This is a genomic window from Mariniflexile fucanivorans (assembly GCF_004341235.1).
GTDB classification, from domain to species: Bacteria; Bacteroidota; Bacteroidia; order Flavobacteriales; family Flavobacteriaceae; genus Mariniflexile; species Mariniflexile fucanivorans.
In genome coordinates, this window is record NZ_SLUP01000004.1 from 245,661 (window position 1) to 263,030 (window position 17,370).

The 17,370-nt window shown below is 35.0% G+C and carries 10 protein-coding genes; all 10 read left to right on the top strand.

The genetic code is table 11. From position 1 onward, the window contains the following. The first annotated feature begins 2 nt into the window (after positions 1-2). Positions 3-2,225 carry a SusC/RagA family TonB-linked outer membrane protein gene (locus EV196_RS10270; protein WP_132217670.1) on the top strand — a complete coding sequence of 741 codons (2,223 nt, stop codon included), beginning with the start codon at positions 3-5 and terminating at the stop codon, positions 2,223-2,225. Positions 2,226-2,268: 43 nt separating this feature from the next. Further along, on the top strand, positions 2,269-4,050 hold the full coding sequence (locus EV196_RS10275) for a RagB/SusD family nutrient uptake outer membrane protein (protein WP_165876137.1): 1,782 nt from the start codon (positions 2,269-2,271) through the stop codon (positions 4,048-4,050). Positions 4,051-4,333: 283 nt separating this feature from the next. Then, positions 4,334-6,091 carry an alpha-L-fucosidase gene (locus tag EV196_RS10280; RefSeq protein ID WP_132217672.1) on the top strand — a complete coding sequence of 586 codons (1,758 nt, stop codon included), beginning with the start codon at positions 4,334-4,336 and terminating at the stop codon, positions 6,089-6,091. A gap of 15 nt (positions 6,092-6,106) precedes the next feature. Then, positions 6,107-7,195, top strand: a complete 1,089-nt coding sequence (locus tag EV196_RS10285; protein ID WP_132217673.1) for a glycoside hydrolase family protein — start codon at positions 6,107-6,109, stop codon at positions 7,193-7,195. Positions 7,196-7,309: 114 nt separating this feature from the next. Then, entirely contained in the window at positions 7,310-8,638 is a 1,329-nt protein-coding gene (locus EV196_RS10290; protein WP_132217674.1) for a sugar porter family MFS transporter, read from the top strand. Between the two features lie 108 nt (positions 8,639-8,746). Continuing rightward, entirely contained in the window at positions 8,747-9,571 is an 825-nt protein-coding gene (locus EV196_RS10295; protein WP_132217675.1) for an alpha/beta hydrolase, read from the top strand. Positions 9,572-9,573: 2 nt separating this feature from the next. Further along, entirely contained in the window at positions 9,574-11,043 is a 1,470-nt protein-coding gene (locus EV196_RS10300; RefSeq protein ID WP_132217676.1) for a sulfatase-like hydrolase/transferase, read from the top strand. A gap of 49 nt (positions 11,044-11,092) precedes the next feature. Next, complete coding sequence (locus tag EV196_RS10305; protein ID WP_165876138.1) at positions 11,093-13,870, top strand: heparinase II/III domain-containing protein; 2,778 nt, start codon at positions 11,093-11,095, stop codon at positions 13,868-13,870. Positions 13,871-13,930: 60 nt separating this feature from the next. Continuing rightward, positions 13,931-15,352 (top strand): glycoside hydrolase family 30 protein, encoded by a 1,422-nt coding sequence (locus EV196_RS10310; RefSeq protein WP_165876139.1) that lies wholly within the window; start codon positions 13,931-13,933, stop codon positions 15,350-15,352. A gap of 15 nt (positions 15,353-15,367) precedes the next feature. Beyond that, a complete protein-coding gene (locus EV196_RS10315) occupies positions 15,368-17,368 on the top strand; it encodes a glycoside hydrolase family 97 protein (RefSeq protein ID WP_132217679.1) in 2,001 nt (666 codons plus the stop codon). The last annotated feature ends 2 nt before the right edge of the window (positions 17,369-17,370 follow it).

Here is a 17,370-nt window from a genome sequence, read left to right on the forward strand (position 1 = left end):
ATATGGCTCCAGCAAACAGATACGATGATTTGTACGGATCTAACACAGGGCATCAAGAAAGTTTAAGCCTTTCTGGAAGTTCAGACCAAGCAAGATATAGGTTATCTTTTGGCCTCTCCGAATCTGAAGGTGCTTTAAAAGTAGCTTATGATGGTATAAAACAATATTCTGTAAGACTAAATACTGATTTTGATATTTCAGAAAAATTAACTTTAGGAGCGAATGTTTCCTTGCAAAAAAATATTGTTTCTAGCCCTTCATCTTCGTTTGGACAAGCTCTAGTGTCACAAGACCCTCCAGTTTTTCCTGTAAAAAACCCTGATGGGCAATGGTATGCAAACTTTGGTAATGCAGGAGGAACTAATTCTATCGCTGGTATTTCAGATGGTGGTAGAGATAATACAGAAGAGACTTTAGCGAAAATTGCTTTGAATCTTAAATATGATATAGGTTATGGGTTTAGTGCCAATGCAAGTGCAACCTATAACCAGGTGAACAGCAGACAAGATATTACTATTTTAAATGTATTACTTTATAATTGGAACGGTGAAGTAGCTAATAACTCAATAAATCAAAATCCAAGTATTGAATCTATAGGTATTACTAAATCTTATCAAACCTATGGTGGTTTTTTAAACTATGAGAAAAGCTTAAGCGATCATAACTTTAAAGCCATGGTTGGTATTACTGCTGAAAAGAATGATTTTCAATCACTTTCTGGAAAGAGATTTGGTATCGTAGATGAAGGAGTATATGATTTAAATGTTGCTACAGGGATTCAGGAAAATGAAGGAGGTCAAACACAAGAAGGTCTCTATTCTTATTTATCTAGAATTAATTATGATTATCAAGAAAAATACTTAGTTGAATTTGTTGGTAGACGTGATGGCTCATCTAGATTTGCAGATGGATTTAAATTTAATAATTACGGTAGTGCATCTGTTGGCTGGAATGTTCATAAAGAAAGTTTTATGGAAAACCTTGATGTTTTAAGCAATTTAAAAGTTAGAGCTAGTATTGGTTCAAGTGGTAATCAAGTAGGTATTGGTCCTTATGATTATGTATCTACCATAGGAACAGGTACTGCACTTTTTGGTGAAGGAGGGACCTTAAGTGCAACTTCATACATTGATGGACTAACAACTACCACTCGTTCGTGGGAAGATGTTGAAATGAAGAATATTGGTATTGATTTTGCGCTGTTTAACAACAAACTTTCTGGTAGTTTTGATACCTACGAAAGAAAGAACAACGGGATGCTTGTTGGTGAAACCTTCCCTACAGTTTTAGGTGTTCCTGAAGTGCCGGAAACAAATATTGGAAACTTAGTAACCAAAGGATGGGAAGCCATGTTAAATTGGAAAGATACAAAAGGAGATTTTTCTTACAACATTGGCGTTAATATGAGCGACAGCAATAATATTTTAGTTAATCTAGAAGGAGGAAGTGCCATACAATCAGGTTTACGTACAACAGTTGAAGGCTATCCATTAAATTCTTATTTTGTTTGGGAAACAGATGGACTGTTCCAAACACAAGCAGAAGTTGATGCCTATAATGCACTTTATAATAAATCTGGATCAGAAGTCCCAACGGGTGCTTCGGCATTGCGTATTGGAGATACCAGAAAAGTAGATTTAGACGGTAATGGGCTTATTAACGATCAAAATGCAGCAGACCCAAACGGAAAAGGACAAGGCGATGTTAAATTTGCAGGAGATGCTCAGGCTCACTATATTTTTGGTATTAATTTAGGTGCTAAATATAAAGGTTTTGATTTCACAGCCTTTTTTCAAGGTGCTCTAGAACAAAAAGTGAGTAGAGCGGGTGTTAATAATTTCCCATTCAACAATCCTTGGCCAAACCAAACCATTGCTTATAATGGTCTTACATGGACTGAACAAAATACGGGAGCCACTTACCCTAGGTTGACTGCACAAAGAAATCTAGCACGATGGAACTGGACTGATACTGATGTCTTTCTTCAAAATAATAGATATATCCGCCTTAAAACATTAGTTATAGGGTACTCATTACCGTCTAGCATTTTAGATAAATTAAAAATGGACAAAATAAGATTTTATTTTTCTGGAAATGATCTTTTTGAGTTTAGTTCTTTAGTTGATGGTTTTGATCCTGAATCTGGAACTGCTTCCGTTACGGATGATAGATCCATATATCCATTTCAACGTACTATTGCGTTTGGAGTTAATTTAGCGTTTTAAGATTATGAAAAAGATACTAATAATTGACAAAAAAAATATACAAATGAAAAAAATAATAATATCATTATCAGCAGTTCTATTTTTACTGGTAGGCTGTGAAGATACATTTCTGGATTTGCAAGATTTAGATAGTGTCACAGAACAGGTTTATTTTGATGAACCTCAAAATTTCGAAGATGCCTCCAACTATTTTTACAGAGGTTTACATTCTCCTAAAGCAACAAAGGGGGATGGATTTGCTGAAATTACAGATTATGGCACGGAATTAAATGGATACGTACAAGATTACGGGCAAGGTATTAACACCGCTACAGATGAAGACATATATTGGAATAATGCCTATGATTATTTAAGAGAGGTAAACCTTTTACTTGATAAAGCAGATGCGTATACTGCTAATGGTGGTAATGCAGCAGACATAAGTAAATATGTTGCAACAGCCTATTTTTTTAGAGCGTATCATCATTTTAGATTATTAAAACGCTTTGGAGGCGTGCCTATTGTAATTGAAGTAACCAATGTAGATTCTCCAATTCTATTTGCTCCAAGAAATAGCAGGTACGAAGTTGTAGCACAAATTCTGGCAGATTTAGATTTAGCTATTGCAGGGTTACCTGCAACGGCAAATGGTGCTGATCTTGGAAAAATTAGTAGTATAGCTGCAACAGCTTATAAAGCACGTGTACTTTTATTTGAAGGTACCTGGGAAAAATATGTAGGTACTGCCACCGATGGTGATGGCACTAATAGTGGTGCAGGTTCTACAAAACCTTCAGGCTATCCTGCTGTGGATGCTATGTTTAATAGTGTTGTACAAGCGGCAAAAGCTGTCATGGATAGTGGGCAATTTGAAATTTGGAACAAAAATGCTGACCCAAATATGGAAAACAATTCGTATAAATGGTTATTTTCTATAGAAGGTGCAGATTCAAACCCTGGAGGTTACACTAAAGCTTCAAATAAAGAATTCATTATTCAAACTATTTTTGACTATGAATCAACTAATCGCATAGGCAGTCAGTTTACTCAAATTAACTTTGGTAGAAATGCACCTACACAAGTAGCATTAGACATGTATTCAACATTAGATGGTTTACCAATAAATAAATCGACTCAATTTCAAGGTTATGCCAAACAATCTGATCAATTTATAAATAGAGATCGTAGAATGTGGGGTAATTTTGGTGAACTTATACTAGCAAACGGGTCTCGCCAAATTTCTGCTATTGGTTCTGTTGGATTATCTAATTTATCGAATTGGAAATGGACTACTTGGAATAATTATAGATCTGTTAGAGAAGAAGGCTATAATTATCCACATTTAAGATATGCCGAAGTATTACTTACTTATGCAGAGGCTTTGTATGAGCGTGATGGTTCTATTTCAGATGCCGATTTAAATCTATCTATTAATTTAATTAGAGCAAGAGCAGGTATTGCACCTTTAACAAATACATTGGTTACTACTAATAACTTGAATATGTTAGATGAAATTAGAAGAGAAAGAACAGTAGAATTGTATATGGAAGATAACAATCATTGGAACGATATACACAGATGGGATACAGCCAAAACTCTATTAAATGACGATTTAATTGGATATGTTATTGAAGGTTCAGAATATGAAACAAATACAGCTCTTTTTAACCCAGCAATTGCTATTTATGGTTATAAAAATGATTACCCATCTGGAAAAGGTCCTGTTAAGGCTTTAATTATTGATCCAGTTAGTACTAGAATTTATAGTCAAAAAAATTATTTATGGCCATTACCAATAAATGAAACGGTAATAAATACAAATTTAAAACAAAACCCAGGCTGGTAAGATAATAGAAAGCAAGCATTAATTATTTTGAGTTAGCCACTCTTTTTAAAAGCAGTTATAGATTTTCTATAACTGCTTTTTTTTATAAGAAAAATTCAAACAAAAACACTCCAATTTAGTTAACCTCAACAAATGAGCTATAGTTTATATGGAATGAGTTATAATTTATATGATAAGACACGAATAGTTTTTAAAATTGTATTGGCTTTAAATTTTATTAAATAGTGATTTAAATCATCGTTGATTAAGCCTTTTTTGTTGAAAAATAAAATTGAAATTTAGTATGAAAAGAATAATTTGGGGAATTTTAGTGATTTTGGTTTTTGGTTCAGCATGTGCTCAAAAAGTAGTAAAGCCTGAATTAACAAAAACAAAAGAAATTTCAGATGCAGAACGCATGGCTTGGTGGGAAGAAGCTCGCTTTGGTATGTTTATCCATTGGGGAATTTATACCGTTCCAGCAGGTTTTTATAAAGGCGAAGCACAGACCAACAGTGCCGAGTGGATAATGAACAAAGGAAAAATTCCAATATCTGAATATGAGCAATTTGCAAAAGAATTCAACCCAACAAAATTTAATGCTAAAGAATTCGTAGCACTTGCGAAACAAGCGGGCATGAAATATATGGTTATTACGGCGAAGCATCATGACGGATTCTCTATGTTCGATTCTAAGGCAACCGATTATAATATTGTAGATGCCACACCATTTAAACGTGATGTATTAAAGGAATTGGCAAAAGAGTGTCAAGAACAAGGTATTAAATTTGGATTCTATTATTCACAAGCGCAAGATTGGCACCATCCAGGTGGTTTAGGAAACACTTGGGATAAAGATTTGAAACGTGTAAGCAGCGATGAATATGTATACGAAAAAGCACTTCCTGAAGTAAAACAATTACTAACAGAATATGGGCCAATCGCTATTTTTTGGTGGGATACACCACGAGCCATGACAAAATCTGTTGTAGATAGTTTACACCATATTACCACAGCGCTTCAACCAAGAATAATCACAAACGATCGTTTGGGTGATGATTATCCAGGCGACCATAAAACTTTTGAAAGAAACGGACCAAGATACCAACCTGAAGCTAAATATTGGGAATTATGTAAACCAATTAGTGGCAGTTGGGGCTATCGTAGCGATGATAATGATTTCAATTCGGTTGAAACCTTAATTCATAATTTAATAGATCAAAGCAGTAAAGGTGGTAACTTCTTATTGAATGTAAGTCCAACCCGTGAAGGCACTTTAAGAACAGAAGCTACAGATCGTTTAAAAGCAATGGGTGCATGGATGGATAAAAACAGTGAAGCTATTTATGGCACACAAGCTAGCCCAACAAGTTCCGAACCAAATTGGGGCAAAATCACCATGAAAACGGTCGATAACAAAGGATTGTTATACTTGCATGTTTTCGATTGGAAAGATGGCGCTTCTCTGCCAATAAGACTTAAGAATAATGTGGAAGCATGTTATTTACTTACCGATAAATCGAGAACATTCAAAACAAATGCTTTTGAAGATGGTATTCAAGTAAAATTAACTGGTGAAGCGCCAGATAGCGTAGCATCTGTAATTGTTTTAAAATTAAAAGAAATGCCAAACGCCTTACCTCAAAAAGCATTGGGGCAAGATGAATCAGGAGTCGCAATTTTACCTGCCGTTAGAGCACAATATGAAAATTTGCAAGGTCCAGGAGCATTGTATAATGACCATTTAGATTGCGTAGGAAGTTGGGACAGCGAAACCGCTAGAGTGTATTGGGCATTCGAAATTAAAAAACCAGGCAATTTTAATATGGTTGCCGGTTATTCTGGAGATAAAGACACTGAAATAACCGTTCTATTTAATGGCGTATCAAAAAATGTAAAAATTCCTGCTAGCGGCGACAATCCTAAGCGATTTAAAACCGTAGATTTAGGTAATTTTAAAGTTGATAAAGCTGGTAAGTATGAGTTATCTTTAATGCCTGTGGCAGGAAAATGGAACATGATTAATTTGAAGGAAGTCAAAATTCAACCAATAAAAAACTAAATTTTATATCATTCAATGAAGCATCTCATTCTTTTATTTATCATATTTATTGCATCTTCTTGCCATGCACAGAATGCTATTTTCGATAATTTAAAAGAAGCACCCGTAAACGGTGGTCTTGAAATGAAAGATTATTGGGTTTGGGGGAGTTCGGTAATTAAAGGCGACGATGGAAAATATCACATGTACGCATCACGTTGGCCTAAAATGTTACCATTTCACCCAGGTTGGATGATAGCTTCGGAAATCGTACATGCCGTTTCAGATACTCCTGAAGGACCTTATAAATTTGAAGCTATTGCTTTAGGAAATAGAGGGGCTCAGTTTTGGGATGGTCGCTCATGCCATAACCCAAAAATTGTGAAATATAAAGACACTTATATTTTATATTATATGGGTTCAACCCATCCATTTGAGGAGGTGGCAACGGATAATTTAAGTGAATTCAATTTATCAAGCAAATGGTGTATCGCTGCCAGATGGGGAAAACGCATCGGTATAGCGACTTCAAAAAGTCCCTACGGCCCTTGGGAACGAAAAGATGCGCCCATTTTAGATGTAAAACCAAACTCTTATTATAGTTTTCTAACGTCTAATCCGTCACCTTTAATTAAAGATGATGGATCTGTTGTTTTACTATTTAAAGGAAGAAGTTATAAAGAAGATGGCATTTCAAATAGTGATATGAGTATTGGAGTCGCCACAGCAGCAACGTTTGATGGTAAATATACGGTAATAGGTGATGAACCATTGTTTTCATTGGAACATTTTGGTGAAGTTGAAGATCCACATTTATGGAGCGACAACGATGGCTATCATATGGTAGCAAAAGACCAAAGAGGAGCCATTACGGGGAATGCTGGCGATGGACTTTTAGCGCATTCCAAAGATGGTATTAATTGGGTGGTTGAAGAAAATCCAAAGGCATATACAAAAACCGTAAATTGGAACAATGGAAAAACAATAACGCAAGGGCAATTAGAGCGTCCTTTTGTTTTTGTTGAAAACGGAAAACCAACCCATATATTTTTCGCAACTATGGATGGACCGGGAGGTTTTGGTAATGGAACCAAAACGTGGAATATGGTTATTCCATTAAAATGAATTTATAAAAATAATAAATAATTAAAAAAGTTAACACGATTGTTGTGAAATCATTATTTCAACTAACAACTAACAACTAACAACTAACAACTTAACAACTAACACTTTTATAAAATGAACAAAAAAATATTATTATGGTCCATTACTGCAGCACTAGCAGGGTTTTTATTTGGATTCGATGTGGTGGTAATCTCTGGTGCCGATAAAAAACTACAAGCCATTTGGGAGTCTTCAGATGCTTTTCACGGTTGGGTAGTTATGGGTGCAGCACTTTGGGGAACCGTAGTTGGTGCCATTTTTGGAGGATTACCAACCAATAAATATGGTCGTAAAAATACCTTAATTGTTATTGGGGTTTTATTTGCGGTTTCTGCCATAGGTTCTGCTTTCGCTAACGATCCTTATGTGTTCGCCTTTGCTCGTTTTATAGGTGGTCTTGGCGTTGGTGCATCAACCATCGCAGCTCCTGCATATATCTCGGAAATTGCACCTGCAAAAGATAGAGGGCGTTTGGTAGCTATGTACCAATTTAATATTGTTTTTGGTATTATGATTGCCTTTTTTTCCAATTATTTATTAAGCGGAATAGGTGAAAACGCATGGCGTTGGATGCTGGGGGTTGAAGCCATTCCTGCCGTATTATATATTTTATTTGCTTTAAAAGTTCCAAAAAGCCCAAGATGGTTATTATCGCAGGGTAGAGAAGCAGAAGCGAGAGAAGTATTAAAAATTATTGAGCCAAATGCGAATGTTGATGAATTGGTACATGAATATAATACACATTCAGATAAAAGTGATAAATCGGAAACTATCTTCATTAAAAAATACAGATTTCCTTTAATGTTAGCATTTTTAATAGCGTTTTTCAATCAATTTTCAGGAATCAACGCATTTTTATACTATGCGCCACGTATTTTTGAAGAAGCTGGTTTGGGTGAAAGCACAGCCTTGTTAAGTAGTATTGGAATAGGTGTTACCAATCTTATTTTTACATTATTGGGTGTGTTTTTAATTGATAAATTAGGAAGAAAAACACTCATGTATATTGGTTCCATAGGCTATATAGTGTCATTAGGTTTAGTGTCTGCTGCCTTTTTCTTAGGATGGACAGGAATGGCGGTGCCAGTTTTCTTATTCCTATTTATAGCAGCACACGCTATTGGTCAAGGTGCCGTTATTTGGGTATTTATTTCTGAAATTTTCCCGAATCATTTAAGAGCATCAGGACAGGCTTTTGGAAGCTCAACACACTGGATTTTGGCGGCTATTATACCATCCTCCATACCATTTTTGTTTAATCATCCTATGATTGGGCCAGGTGTTGTATTCCTTGTTTTTGCAGGAATGATGGTGTTGCAATTATTATTTGTTGCCTTTATGATGCCAGAAACTAAAGGAAAAACTTTAGAGGAATTGGAAGATATCATGATAAAAAAGCAATAGAAAAGCACTTATAATAATCCCGCAGATTATGCAGATTACAACGAATAACTTAAAAATCTGCGTTTATCAGCGAAATCTGCGGGAAATGAATAACAATAAAATGTCTACATGAAAAAAATAATAAGCCATATCATATTACTACTATTAGCTTTCAATGTGTCTGCTGCAAATGTTGATACGCTTGTTGTTTTTAGTAAATCCATGAATAAGGAAATTAAAAATGTAGTCATTACGCCCAATTCATATAAAAAAAACGGCAATGCTTTTTCTGTTGTGTATTTACTTCATGGAGCTGGTGGCGACCACAAAGCATGGTTAGGGAAATCACCCGATATTAAAACCTACGCAGACCAATACAATGTTGTTTTAGTATGTCCTGATGGACAAAAAACTAGTTGGTATTTTGATAGCCCAATTGACAAAACCATGCAATACGAAACATATATTTCAAAAGAATTAATTACAGAAATTGATAAAAAATACAATACAATTGCTAATAAAGAACATCGAGCCATTACAGGTTACAGCATGGGTGGCCATGGTGCGTTATATTTAGCGTTTAAGCATCCCGATATTTGGGGTGTTGCAGCAAGCATGAGCGGTGGCGTTGACATTAGACCATTTCCATTAAAATGGGATATTGAAAAAAGATTAGGTGTTTATGCTGAAAATCCTGAAGTTTGGGAGCAAAATACCGTAATTAATTTGGTGCATTTACTTAATGGTAAAAACTTAAAATTTCTTTTTGATTGTGGTGTCGATGATTTTTTTTACGATGCCAATCTAAGGCTTCACAAAAAGCTTTTAGAACGTAATATTCCACATGATTATATAGAACGCCCAGGAGGGCATACCAATAACTATTGGAATAACTCCATAAAATACCAAATGCTTTTTTTTAGCGAATTTTTTAAAAATACCAATAACGAATAGTAATGAATTTTAAATTATTTTTTTTACTAATTATTGTTTCATGCTTTTCTTGTAAAAGTAACAATACAACTAGAAAACAAGAAACAACAACTACGGTTTCAAACACGCAACCCAATATTGTAGTTTTATTATGCGACGATTTAGGCTATGGCGATTTATCTTCCTTCGGGCATCCCATCATCAAAACTGAAAATCTGGATAAACTAGCTGCTAACGGAATTAAATTAACCAATTTTTACTCTACCGCACCCGTTTGTTCACCTTCTAGGGCTGGATTACTTACAGGCAGAAGTCCAAATCGTGCTGGTATTTATGATTTTATTCCCGGCATTAAAAAAAGTCCAGATAATAGAGATATGGTGCATCTTCAAGCGCATGAAGAAACCATTCCTGCCATGTTAAAATCTGTTGGATATGCAACGTGTTTGGTTGGGAAATGGCACTGTTCTTCCAGGTTTAATTCAAAAGAACAACCGCAACCAAATGATTTTGGTTTTGACTATTGGATGGCAACCCATAACAATGCAGCACCAAGTCACCACAACCCTAACAACTTCATTAGAAATGGTGAAGAAGTTGGAGAAATAGAAGGCTATAGTAGTCAAATTATAGTTACTGAAGCTATTAATTGGTTAGACAATAAAAAGGACAACAAACCATTCTTTTTGGAAGTAACTTTTCACGAACCACATGAACCTGTTGCTTCACCTGAAGATTTAGTACAAAAATATTTACCACTTTCAAAAAATAGAGAGCAAGCCGAATATTTTGCCAATGTTGAAAATGTAGATTTAGCTGTTGGACGTTTAATTGCATATTTAGAAGAAAACAACTTAAATAACACTTTAATTGTTTTTTCTTCGGATAATGGCCCAGAAACCTTAATGCGGTATGATAGAGCTAAACATTCATATGGTTCTCCTGGTGAATTAAAAGGCATGAAATTATGGACGAATGAAGCTGGTTTTAGAGTGCCAGGAATCATCAATTGGATGGGTAAAAAAACATTTACAGGAACATCGGACAAAGTGGTTTCTGCATTAGATTTTTTACCAACATTTGCGGAACTTTCTGGGGCGAAATTACCTAATCGAGTATTAGATGGCGAATCGTTCACGTCACTCTTAAATAACGGCGATTTTAACAGAACCAAACCATTAATTTGGGCGTTTTACGATGCATTGAATGATCGTATGGTTGCCATGAGACATGGTGATTATAAAATCATGGCACGTTTAGATGTTGATAATGTTCCCGTGCCAAATTTCCATAATTTATACGATGGAAACATCGATTATATAAAAAGTGCAAAACTGACTGATTTTGTTTTATTCAATTTGAAAAATGATATCAGCGAATCTGAGGATGTATCTAAAAAACAACCTGAGGTTTTTCAAAAGATGAAAGCTGAGTTTGAAATTCAGTATAAAGAACTTTTAGACGGAAGCCATGTTTGGGTTCGAAATAACTAGTAATTGTTGAAATGGGATGAAAAAGATTTTTTTATTTATTTGTTTGAATTTGATTTTAACAAAAGTCGTTAATGCGCAATTTGTATTTCCAAAAGACATAGATCGAGCACATCCACGATTAATTTTACCTAAAATAACTAAGGAAAATATCCTAAAAAATATTGAATCATCAGAGGATGTAAAACAATCGTACAACGCGTTCAAAAGTAAAATTTCAAAATACGTAGCCCAATATAAAACCGACCCCGAATGGTTGTCGTCTCGTTTTCAAATGTATTGGAAAAGTCATGCCACCAATATTTATGTAAATGGTGAATATTATTCGCATGCCGATGGAAAAGCACCCGTTCCTACTGTTCGACTTACAGGTCAACGCGACTACGTATCCGATTATAAAACACCAAAGTTAGAAGATGTAAAACCATATCTAGAAGACGAAAGAGGTTTGTATCTTGAAAATTCTAAAACGAATCAATGGGAATGGGTGAAACCTTCTAAAACAGGTCGAGCCATAGAAAATACCAACGAAAACATTATGGGTATTGCCCGAGATGCATCCTTGGTTTATTTTGTGGAAGGTGATGAAGACTATGCTAAATTGGCGTTGCATTTATTTGACGTCTATATGCAAGGTTTATACTATCGGAATGAACCTATCGACCTGAAAAATGGTAATGTGCAAAACGTTATTGGATTAACATCTTTTCAAGTTATTAAAGAAAATATTGTGGATGAGTTGGCAGAAACTTATGATTTTTTACACGATTATATCCAAAAAAATCATAAAAAGGAAGACAAAATTTATACAGCGTCGTTAAAAAAGCTGGCTGAAATCATCATAAAAAACGGGGTACCAGACAATAACTGGAACTTGCATCAGGCGAATTTTGTCATCCAAATTGCCTTGGCTTTAGATGAAGACAAAACCTATGAAGATGGTAGAGGCTGCCAATATTATTTAAACCGAGTTTTTAACGAAACCGAAGCAAGACAGTGGTCGGTAACCGATGTTTTGGCTTATGGCTACGATCAAAATAATGGCGTTTGGAACGAAAGTTCTGGTTATGCACTAAGTGTAGCAAAAGGGTTTACGGAATTAGCAATGGTTATTCAGAATGCTTTAAATGTGGATGTTTTAAAGTATATGCCCATTATTCCGCAAGCAGTTACCATTATGCCGCAATATTTGTATCCAAATAATAACATTGTAGCCTTTGGAGATTCTCATTACGGACCACTACAAACCGAACCGCTTTTAGACCTTATTGGCAACGCACAACACTTCAATAAAAAGGAGCAAGAAGAAAAATTTACAGCACTTTTATACATGCTTCAAGGAAAAGACAAAGCCATTAAAGAGCGAAAAAGTAAAAATGCATTCCATGATTTGCTTTATAAAAACGAAATCCATTTAGATAAAACTATTAAACCTGCCAGCATAACAGATTATACCACGGCTTCATTTTATGCACCCAATGTGAGTTGGTTGGTGATGCGAAACAGTATGGATATTCAAAACGGATTGATGATTTCTCAAGTAGGTTCATTAGGAAATCATGCGCATTCCAACGGCATCGCCATGGAACTTTATGGCAAAGGCTATATTTTGGCGCCTGAAGGTGGGAGAGGTTCTAGTTATTTTCAGCCAGATTATCGTGAGTATTACTCGCAGTTTCCAGCCCATAATACGGTGTCTGTAAATGGAAAATCGGAGTACAACAAAATGCGTAGTTATTATGCTTTTGAAATCAATGCCTTATATCCAGCTTCTGAACAAAAATTAGGTTATTATCCAAATATTAATTTTTCAGATGTTTATTTTAATGAACCGAGTACCAACTCCGACCAAAACAGGGTGATGAGCATTGTACGCACAGGTGAAACTTCAGGTTATTACATCGATATTTTCAGGTCGAAAACAAAAACAGGAAATGCCGATTATCACGATTATTTCTATCATAATTTAGGTCAAGAGTTGCAATTGACTTCACCGGAAAATAAACCATTGGCATTACAACCATCGTCAAAATTAAATTCAAAATCGGGAAATATAAAAGCTTATGATTATTTATCGGATGAAACTTCGGTTAAAATCAATTCATCATTTAAAGCTACTTACAATCTATCAATTAATGATGAGAAAATAAGTATGAATATGTGGATGAATGGAAACAACAATCGAGAGATTTTCAAAGTAAATTCACCGCCTTCCGAAGCATTCCGAAAAGTACTTCCTGAAAATATTGAAAAAGCACCGCTTTTAACCACGGTGGTTCGACAATATGGTGAAGCTTGGAACAAACCTTTTGTAGCAGTTTATGAACCTTCAATAACCAAAGAACCTGCAACTATAAAATCAGTTAAACCATTTTCTGTTGAGACGAATACTTCCAGTTTTGTTGGTTTAGAAATAGCAAGTAAAGCCGATAGAACAGATTATGTTTTTTCTTCGGATATTCAAGATTCGTTCGCCCACAATAACATCAATTTCATAGGAACTTTTGGAATTTTATCCAAGGAATCTGAAACTTCAACACTTTTTATGGGATCCGGAAAGAAAATAGAATTTGGAGGTTACACAGTTGAAATATTAGGAAAAAAATCGGGAGCAGCAACCTTGGTTTTTGGCAAGCATTTTGAGTTAACCTGTGATGATGCCATTCTATTAACGGTGCCAGATGATTATAAAAAAGGGGATGTTGTTTTAAATCTAGGGTTTAAACAATTAAATGGCGAGCGCACCCAAATAAATGGAAACAAAATAGTGGTGTTTAAAGTGCCACCAACCGAATTTCAAGCCATAACCATAAATGTAAAAGAGAATTAGTACAAAGCGTAAGGCTTATTTAATATGAACGAATTAATAAAGTATCAAATATTTAAAATTATGAATTATCAATGTAATAAAGTAAAGGCGAGTGTTGTGTTTTTTCTTTTCCTATTTAGTTATGTAACTGTAATAGCACAACAACCAGCAGAGGTATATTATTTAAAATTATCTGGCGATATTCCAGATGGAAAAATTGCCGTAGAAAAATACAATGCATCTGAAAATGAGACGCAGAGCCGAAGAAAAAATCCAATAAATCTATATCCAAATATCGAGTTTCAAACCTTTGAAGGTTTTGGTGGTGCTTTTAACGAAATTGGTGGTGAAGCTTTAATGACTTTGCCAAAAGCGAAACAAAAAGAAGTTGCGGCTAATTTATTCAATATGAATACCGGCGCTAAACTTAACTTTTGTAGAACCGCAGTTGGTGCTAGCGATTTTGGTATTGATGCTTACAGTTATGCTGAAAAAGAAAATGATTTTAAAATGAAAGATTTCTCAATTAAGCGTGAAGAAACATCGGTAATACCTTATATTCAACAAGCTTTAAAAGAAAACCCAGATCTTAAAATTTTTGCTTCGCCTTGGAGTCCTCCGGCATGGATGAAATATTCAGGATTTATGGATCGCGGTGAGGAGTTTCCTGAGAAAAACCAATTAAAAGATGAACCTAAAATTTATGAAGCGTATGCTTTGTATTTTTCAAAATACATTCAAGCTTATGCCGAAAAAGGGATTGATGTAGATCGTTTAATCATTCAAAATGAAAACGATGCCAATACCAAATATCCGTCTAACGATATGTCTGCGGCTCAAATGAGTAAATTTGTGAAAACGTATTTGCGTCCGCAGTTTAATTCTGATAAAATTGACACCGAAATTTGGGCAGGAACGTTTAGAACTTATGGGCGTATAGATGCCATAGAAATCGCTTCAAATCCTGAATATAGTGCATTATATGACGGTATTGGCATTCAATATACGTCTCCAAAATATATTCAGGATTTAACCACACTATATCCTAATGACAAAACCATGCATACCGAAGGCAATTGCCACGATGGAAAAAACAACTGGGATCAAGCTGCAGGTCGTTTGAAAGAAGTAGCACAATATTTCAATTATGGTATTCCGAATTACTGTTATTGGAACATGATTTTAAATGAAACGACCGAAAGTGGTTGGGATTGGAAACAAAATTCGTTAATCAATATCGATAGAAATACAAAGGAAGTAACCTATAATCCAGATTACGCTGTGTTTGCATTTATGAGTACGTATTTGGTTCCGGGAGCGAAACGTATTGCTAATTTTTCAAAAGATGAATTGATTTCTGTGAAGCATAATAATAAAATTTATGTACTAGTTCAGAATAATAACGATGCACCACAAACTTACGAATGCCAGATAGCAAATGGAGAGAAACAAATTGTGAATCTTCCAAGTCAAACTTTGGCTGTAATTATTTTAGATATCTAAATATAAATAAGGAAGATGAGATTAACTGTTTCAAAATTATTGTTTGTGTTTTTTGTAACGATTTGGGCTTTTGTAGGCTGTAAAAGTTCACAAAAAAGCATTCAGTTAAGCTCACCAAATGGCGATAATGTATTTAAGGTTTTATCTGCTGAAAATGAGTCGGTAAATCAGGGTATTTCATTTTCCATATTCTATAAAGAAAATCAAATTTTATTACCATCTATTTTAGAATTGGTTTCGAATGATTTAAATTTTAGTGGTAAGCTATCGGTTTTGAAAGTAGAAGAGTCTAGTGTAGACAACGAATGGCATTCCAATTTCAGTGAATTAAGCACCATTCCAGACCAATACAATCAACTAAAAATATTCTTAAAATTAGATGAAACGAAGCTTAATATTATAGTCAGAGCTTATAATGAAGGCATCGCTTTTGCTTACGAAGTCCCAGAACAAAATGGTATTTCAGAGATTGGTTTAAGTGAAAACATTCATTATAATTTTCAAGAAAATTATTCCGTTTGGTCAACGCCAAGAAGAGAAAAAAGGATGCTAACGGCCCAAGGAAAATACCGAAAAATTCCTATGACCGAATTAGAAGTTGGTGCAGAACGTCCACTTTTAATTGAAATTAGCGATAGCATTAAAATAGCTTTAGCGGAAGCCAAATTAGTGGATTATGCGAGATTGAGTTTTAACAAAGGAACCTCGTCAAAGTATAGTATTGTTTCTTCTCTCGATGGAAAAATGAGAGAGCAAAAACAGGATACCATTACAGGAGCTATTATTTCTGATCGTATCGATGCAGGTACAAAGGTTCATAAAAAATTACCTTTTCAATCACCATGGCGTGTGGTTATGATGGGGAAAAGTTATGCCGAATTGATTGAAAACAATTACATCATTCAAAATTTAAGTGATCCTTCTCAAATAGCAGATGAATCTTGGATTTCTCCAGGAAAGGTACTACGCGAAGGCACCCTAACAACGCAAGGTGGTTTTGCAGCCATCGATTTTGTTGCGAGCCATAACATGCAATATGTACATTTTGATGCTGGTTGGTACGGTAATGAAATGGAAGATGCATCTGATGCCACCACCGTTACATTGGACCCTAAACGTTCTAAAGGACCGTTTGATATCGAAGCCATCTGTAAATACGCCAAAGAAAAAGGCGTTAAGGTGATGCTGTATGTAAACCGAAGAGCTTTAGAAAAACAACTGGACGACATATTGCCATTGTTTAAAGAATGGGGGATTTCTGGAATTAAATTTGGCTTTGTTAGAGTGGGCGACCAAGATGCAACGTCTTGGATGCACGAAGCTATAAAAAAAGCTGCCGAATACAAAATGGTAGTTGATGTTCATGATGAATACAGGCCAACAGGTTTTTCAAGAACCTATCCTAATTTTTTAACCCAAGAAGGCATTCGTGGGGATGAGGAATCTGTGCCTAACGACCATACTTTAATTACCATGTTTACCAGAATGTTGGCAGGTGCTGCTGATAATACGGTTTGCTATTACAATGCAAGAGTAAATAAAATGGGATCTCATGCCTCACAATTAGCAAAAACAGTGTGCATTTTTAGTCCATTGCAATTTTTGTATTGGTACGATAAAGCTCCGGCGGTTCCAGTTAAAGACGATGCACTTTGGGGGAATACCAATACCATTGGAAATGAACCCGAATTGGAGTTTTTCAACAATGTACCGACTACTTGGGATGAAACCAAAGTGCTTCAAGCTGAAATTGGCGAAATAGGAGTTATTGCCCGTAGAAAAGGCAACGATTGGTTTATTGGATGTATCAATGGAACCACGGAGCGTGATATTATCCTAGATTTTTCATTTTTAAAAGAAAACACAAATTATAAGGGAAAGGTATATACCGATGACGAGAGCCTCAATACCAGAACCCATGTAAAAATTGAAGAAAAAGAATTTAATAATAATTCGAAATTAAACTTAAACGTGAAAAGCAACAATGGTTTTGTGATTTATATTGAAGAAAATTAAAT

What these genes read in the sequence shown, in the direction of transcription:
- EV196_RS10310 (WP_165876139.1), top strand. Translation starts at nt 13,931, where the DNA reads ATGAATTATCAATGTAATAAAGTAAAGGCGAGTGTTGTGTTTTTTCTT.
- EV196_RS10280 (WP_132217672.1), top strand. Translation starts at nt 4,334, where the DNA reads ATGAAAAGAATAATTTGGGGAATTTTAGTGATTTTGGTTTTTGGTTCA.
- EV196_RS10275 (WP_165876137.1), top strand. Translation starts at nt 2,269, where the DNA reads ATGAAAAAAATAATAATATCATTATCAGCAGTTCTATTTTTACTGGTA.
- EV196_RS10300 (WP_132217676.1), top strand. Translation starts at nt 9,574, where the DNA reads ATGAATTTTAAATTATTTTTTTTACTAATTATTGTTTCATGCTTTTCT.
- EV196_RS10295 (WP_132217675.1), top strand. Translation starts at nt 8,747, where the DNA reads ATGAAAAAAATAATAAGCCATATCATATTACTACTATTAGCTTTCAAT.
- EV196_RS10285 (WP_132217673.1), top strand. Translation starts at nt 6,107, where the DNA reads ATGAAGCATCTCATTCTTTTATTTATCATATTTATTGCATCTTCTTGC.
- EV196_RS10315 (WP_132217679.1), top strand. Translation starts at nt 15,368, where the DNA reads ATGAGATTAACTGTTTCAAAATTATTGTTTGTGTTTTTTGTAACGATT.
- EV196_RS10290 (WP_132217674.1), top strand. Translation starts at nt 7,310, where the DNA reads ATGAACAAAAAAATATTATTATGGTCCATTACTGCAGCACTAGCAGGG.
- EV196_RS10270 (WP_132217670.1), top strand. Translation starts at nt 3, where the DNA reads ATGGCTCCAGCAAACAGATACGATGATTTGTACGGATCTAACACAGGG.